Consider the following 231-nt stretch of genomic DNA (forward strand, 5'->3'; position numbering starts at 1 on the left):
GCCGCCAGCGCCCTCCACCCCGCCACTCACCAGCTGGCGCCTCTTGTGATGCGCCGGTTCGCCAAAGGACGGCGAGTTCATCGACGCGATCGCGCGCGCGCCCATGGTGAAGACGTCACGCAAAATGCTGCCAACACCAGTGGCGGCACCTTTATAGGGCTCGATGTAGGAGGGGTGGTTGTGTCTTTGCATCTTGAAGACGACCGCGTCGCCATCACCTATGTCCACGAT

1 protein-coding gene is annotated in these 231 nt (G+C 62.3%); it reads right to left on the bottom strand.

What is annotated here, in order from left to right:
• Window positions 1-231 (bottom strand): AIR synthase related protein (locus R0J92_RS27285; RefSeq protein ID WP_411053984.1); only part of this gene is annotated, 231 nt, incomplete at both ends.

The sequence above is a fragment of the Tritonibacter sp. SIMBA_163 genome (assembly GCF_046535935.1).
Lineage (GTDB): Bacteria > Pseudomonadota > Alphaproteobacteria > Rhodobacterales > Rhodobacteraceae > Epibacterium > Epibacterium scottomollicae.